The 4,849-nt window shown below is 68.3% G+C and carries 4 protein-coding genes and 1 pseudogene; 4 read left to right on the forward strand and 1 reads right to left on the reverse strand.

Features of this window, described 5'->3' with window-relative positions; translation table 11 throughout:
• Positions 1 to 499, reverse strand: a 499-nt coding sequence (locus ACE3O8_RS12725; protein WP_374390319.1) for a 2-C-methyl-D-erythritol 4-phosphate cytidylyltransferase, incomplete at its 3' end; no start/stop codon positions are given.
• 77 nt (positions 500 to 576) lie between these two features.
• Here ACE3O8_RS12725 and dusB point away from each other — a divergent pair.
• The 4 genes and pseudogenes from dusB to ACE3O8_RS12745 all read left to right on the forward strand — a co-directional run.
• Entirely contained in the window at positions 577 to 1,593 is a 1,017-nt protein-coding gene (gene dusB, locus ACE3O8_RS12730; protein WP_374390321.1) for a tRNA dihydrouridine synthase DusB, read from the forward strand.
• Positions 1,590 to 2,699, forward strand: a complete 1,110-nt coding sequence (locus ACE3O8_RS12735; RefSeq protein ID WP_374390323.1) for a nitrogen regulation protein NR(II) — start codon at positions 1,590 to 1,592, stop codon at positions 2,697 to 2,699. The genes dusB and ACE3O8_RS12735 overlap by 4 nt, the downstream gene beginning before the upstream one ends.
• Positions 2,696 to 4,159, forward strand: a complete 1,464-nt coding sequence (ntrC, locus tag ACE3O8_RS12740) for a nitrogen regulation protein NR(I) (RefSeq protein WP_374390324.1) — start codon at positions 2,696 to 2,698, stop codon at positions 4,157 to 4,159. The genes ACE3O8_RS12735 and ntrC overlap by 4 nt, the downstream gene beginning before the upstream one ends.
• A gap of 80 nt (positions 4,160 to 4,239) precedes the next feature.
• Positions 4,240 to 4,849, forward strand: a pseudogene (locus tag ACE3O8_RS12745) (PAS domain-containing sensor histidine kinase); the annotation flags it as partial.

Below are 4,849 nucleotides of genomic sequence, written 5' to 3' on the forward strand. Positions count from 1 at the left end.
CTTGCGGGGTCTGCACCCGCCACAGGCCCTCGCGTGGCACTTCGCCCTCGATCCTGTCACCGCCGCGGCGCAGGCTGTCCACCACGGGCAGGGCAGGGCAGCTTCCCGGGGCATCCGACAGCCCCGCCAGCACCTTATCGATCAGGGATGCGGCCAGCAGGGGGCGCGCCGCATCGTGAATCAGCACCTGCGCGGGCGCCTGTGCCGCCAGCTGGTCCAGGCCAAGCCGCACCGACTCCTGACGGGATGCGCCGCCGCGCCCCACCGAAACGGGCAGGCCGGAGAGGATTTCCCCCGCGCGCGATTCTTCGCCTTCGGCCACCACCACATGGATCGGGCCGACGGCGGGGTGCGCGGCAAAGGCCTCGGCCGACCAGCGCAGGATCGGCTTGCCGCCCAGCAGGCGATACTGCTTGGGCATCTCGCCGCCGGCGCGCACGCCGCGCCCGGCCGCCACGATCAGGGCGGCGGCGCTTCCAGGGGGGGAGCCGTTCGACATCGCGCCGCCATAGGCGCTCCCGCTCTTGCCGAAAAGGGGTGGCTCGCCTATGTGCGTGCCTCATTTTTAGGCAGACCATGACAAAGCTTGCGCCCCTTCAGATCGGTCCGGTGCGGATCGACAGCCCGGTTGTCCTCGCGCCCATGACGGGCGTGACCGACCGGCCCTTCCGCACGCTGGTGAAACGCTATGGCGCCGGGCTGACCGTCACGGAGATGATCGCCTCCGAAGCGATGGTGCGCGAAACGCGGCAATCCCTGCAGAAAGCCGCGTGGGACCCCAGCGAGGAGCCGGTCTCCATGCAGCTCGCCGGTTGCGAACCGCGCGTGATGGCAGAGGCCGCCAAGCTGAACGAACAGCGCGGGGCCGCCATCATCGACATCAACATGGGCTGCCCCGTGAAGAAGATCGTGAACGGCCATGCCGGTTCGCACCTGATGCGCGATCTTCCCCTTGCCGCCCAACTGATTGAATCCACCGTGAAAGCGGTTCAGGTGCCGGTGACGCTGAAGATGCGAATGGGCTGGTGCCACGAAAGCCTGAATGCGCCGGAACTGGCCCGCATTGCGGAAGATCTGGGCGTGAAGCTGATCACGGTGCACGGCCGCACCCGCAACCAGCTCTATTCGGGCACGGCCGACTGGGCCTTTGTGGCGAAGGTGAAGCAGGCGGTTTCGCTGCCGGTGATCGTGAACGGCGACATCAACTCGCCCCAGGACGCGCTGGACGCGCTGCGCCAGTCGGGCGCGGACGGGGTGATGGTGGGGCGGGGCGCCTATGGCAAGCCCTGGCTGCTGGCGCAGGTGATGGCCGCGCTGGAGGGCGCGCCCGTTCCGGATGCGCCTACTCTGGCCGAACAGCGAGACCTGGTGCTGGAACATTATGAAGCCATGCTGGATCTCTATGGGCGCGAGCATGGCGTGGGCGTGGCGCGCAAGCATCTGGGCTGGTACACGAAGGGCCTGCCGTCGTCGGCCGAATTCCGCAACAAGGTCAACATGATCCCCGACGCGGATGTGGTGATCTCCATGCTGCGGGATTTCTATGCCGCCCAGCTGGACCGGGCCTCCGCGCCGCTTGGCATTGCCGCGTGACCACGGCGGCCGCGGTTCCCGCCCGGCCGCGCGCCGCGGCGCTGCCGCATCCCACCGATATCTGGAACGCGCTGCCCGCGCCCATGCTGCTGCTGGGCCCGGATGGCCGCGTCGCGCTCGCCAATTCGGCGGCGGAAACCTTCCTGAACGTCTCGCAGACGCTGATGATGGAAAAGGGCTGGGCGCAGCTGTTCCCTGAAGACAGCCCGGTTCGCGCGCTGGTGGATGAAGCGCGCGCCAGCCGCACCGACATTGCCGCCTATGATCTGGTGATCGAGTTCCTGGGCGGCCGCCGCGCGCGCGCCGATGTGCTGGTGGGCCGTCTGCCGGATCAGGATGGCTGGCTGGCGCTCAGCTTCCAGCCGCGCGCCGTGACCTCTCTGGTGGACCGGCAGAAGGGCCAGCAGGGCGCGGCCCGCTCTGCCGAAGGCGTGGCGGCGATGCTGGCGCACGAGATCAAGAACCCGCTGTCCGGCATTCGCGGCGCCGCCCAGCTGCTGGGGGAAGCGCTGGATCAGGACAGCCGCGAGCTGACCGGCCTGATCATTTCCGAGGTGGATCGGGTGCGCGCGCTGATCGACCGTATGGAAGGCTTCACCGACACCCGGCCACCCAGCCTGACGCAGGAAAATATCCATGCGGTTCTGGGGCATGTGCGGATGCTGGCGGAAGCCGGGTTCGGCAAGGACATGCAGTTCCGCGAACGCTATGACCCGTCTCTGCCGCCCGTTCTGGGCAACCGCGATGCGCTGATCCAGGCGTTCCTGAACCTTGTGAAGAACGCCGTGGAAGCCTCTCCGCCAGGCGGCGCGATCACGCTGACGACGGCATTCCGGCAGGGGTTCCGCGTTCGCGCCCATGCAACCGGCGCGCGCATTTCGCTGCCGCTGGAAGTGTGCGTGATCGACGAGGGCGAAGGCCCGCCGCAAACCATCGCGGATCACCTGTTCGAACCCTTCGTGAGCGCCAAGCCGGGCGGAACCGGGCTTGGGCTGGCGCTGGTCGCCAAGGTGGTGGGCGATCATGGCGGCATCGTGGAATGCGATCGCCAGCCGGGCCGCACCGTGTTCCGCATCCTTCTGCCGCTGGCCCCGGAACCCAGATGAACGACCCTGCCACCATCATCGTTGTCGACGACGACGCCGGAATCCGCACCGTGGTGCGGCAGGCGTTGCAGCGATCGGGCCACATCGTGCGCACCACGGACAGCGCGGCCGGTTTGTGGAAGCTGATCGAGGAAGGGGTGGGCGACGTTCTGGTAACGGACGTGCTGCTGCCCGACGCCAACGGGCTGGACATGATCCCGCTGGTGACGGCGCGGCGGCCCGATCTGCCGGTGATCGTGATGAGCGCGCAGAATACGCTCTCCACGGCGGTGCGGGCGACCGAGCAGGGCGCATTTGATTATCTGCCAAAACCATTTGATCTGAATGAATTGACGAGAACAGTTCAGAGTGCTTATGAAAGCAAGGGCCTGCCCGCGGCCGCCCATCGCGGCGCCGATGAGGGCGAGCCCCTGCCGATGATCGGCCGCTCGGCCGCGATGCAGGAAGTGTATCGCACGCTTGCGCGGGTGATCCCGACCGACCTGACGGTGATGGTGCTGGGCGAAAGCGGCACGGGCAAGGAACTGGTGGCGCGGGCGCTGCATGATCTGGGGCCGCGCCGCACCGGGCCGTTCGTGGCGATCAACATGGCGGCGATCCCGCGCGAACTGATCGAGACGGAATTGTTCGGGCATGAACGGGGCGCCTTCACCGGCGCCGCGGCGCGATCGACCGGCCGCTTCGAACAGGCGCAGGGCGGCACGTTGTTCCTGGACGAGATCGGCGACATGCCGATGGATGCGCAGACGCGGCTGCTGCGGGTGCTGCAATCCGGCGAATATATGATGGTGGGCGGCACCCGCGCGATGAAGGCCGACGTGCGGATCGTGGCCGCCACGCACAAGGATCTGCGCCGCCTGATCGACGCGGGCATGTTCCGCGAGGATCTCTATTACCGGCTGAACGTGGTGCCCATCCGCCTGCCGCCGCTGCGCGCCCGGCGGGAGGATATCCCGGAACTGGCCCGGCACTTCCTGGACCGGGCCGCATCGGAAGGGCTTCCGCGCAAGGCGCTGGACGCCAGCGCCGTGGCCTGGCTGATGGAACAGAGCTGGCCGGGCAATGTGCGCGAGCTGGAAAATGCCATGCGGCGGCTGGCGGCGCTGGCGCGCGACGAGCTGGTGACGGCAGCGGTTGCGGAACTGTGGATCGCGCGGGCGGACCTGCCGCAGGAGCGGCCCTCCGTGCCCGGGCAACCGATCGCGGGCAACGGCTCGCTGGAATCGCTGGTGGCGCAATGGCTGGATCGCCATGTGGCGCAAGCGGCCGAGCCGCCCGAAGACGGCCTCTACGACCGGCTACTGGCGGAATTCGAGCGGCCGTTGCTGGAAACCGCGCTGCTGCTGACGCGCGGCAACCAGCTGAAGGCGGCACGATTGCTGGGCGTGAACCGCAACACCCTGCGCAAGATGCTGACCGATCGCGGTGTCGAGCCGCAGACCGGCCGACGGGGCGGCTGACAGGCGCGGGAGTCGCCCATTCGTCGCAGTGTGACGAAAACTGTGTTTATCCGGCAACGATGCTCTGCTAACAGCCGCCAATGCCCCCAGCCGGCGGATCCCTGAGCCAGCGCGCCGCACTGCGGTTCCGGCTGGCGCGCCGCAGATTCGGCCGCTGGGCCGCCAACCCCGATCAGTTCCCGGCGCTGGAAATCGTCTTTGCGGTGGTCGCCGTCGTCGTCGGCCTTGCATCCTATGCGGTGCTGACGGGGCAGCGCGCGCCGGCGGAGGGCTTCTCGCCCCAGCTGGTCACGCTGCTGCTTGTCGCGAACCTTCTGCCGCTGCTGGCGCTGCTGCTGCTGATCGGGCGGCGGGTCGCGATCCTCATCGCGAACCGCAGGGCGGGGCGGGCCGGCGCGCAGCTGCATGTGCGGCTTGTGGCGCTGTTCGCGGCGCTGGCCGCGGCGCCGACCATCCTTGTCGTCGTCTTCGCGTCGCTGCTGTTCCAGTTCGGCGTGCAGTTCTGGTTTTCGGATCAGGCCAAGACGGTGCTGGACAACGCCGACCGGGTCGCACAGGCCTATGTGGACGAGAACAAGAGCCGCATCCTGGCCGACATCGTGGCGATGGGGGGCGATCTCTCCAGCTATTCCACGGATTTCGGCCTTGGCACCGAAGCGTTCCGCGAGGGCCTTGCGTTCCAGGTGGCGG

This window comes from Sandaracinobacter sp. (genome assembly GCF_041909755.1).
Lineage (GTDB): Bacteria > Pseudomonadota > Alphaproteobacteria > Sphingomonadales > Sphingomonadaceae > Sandaracinobacteroides.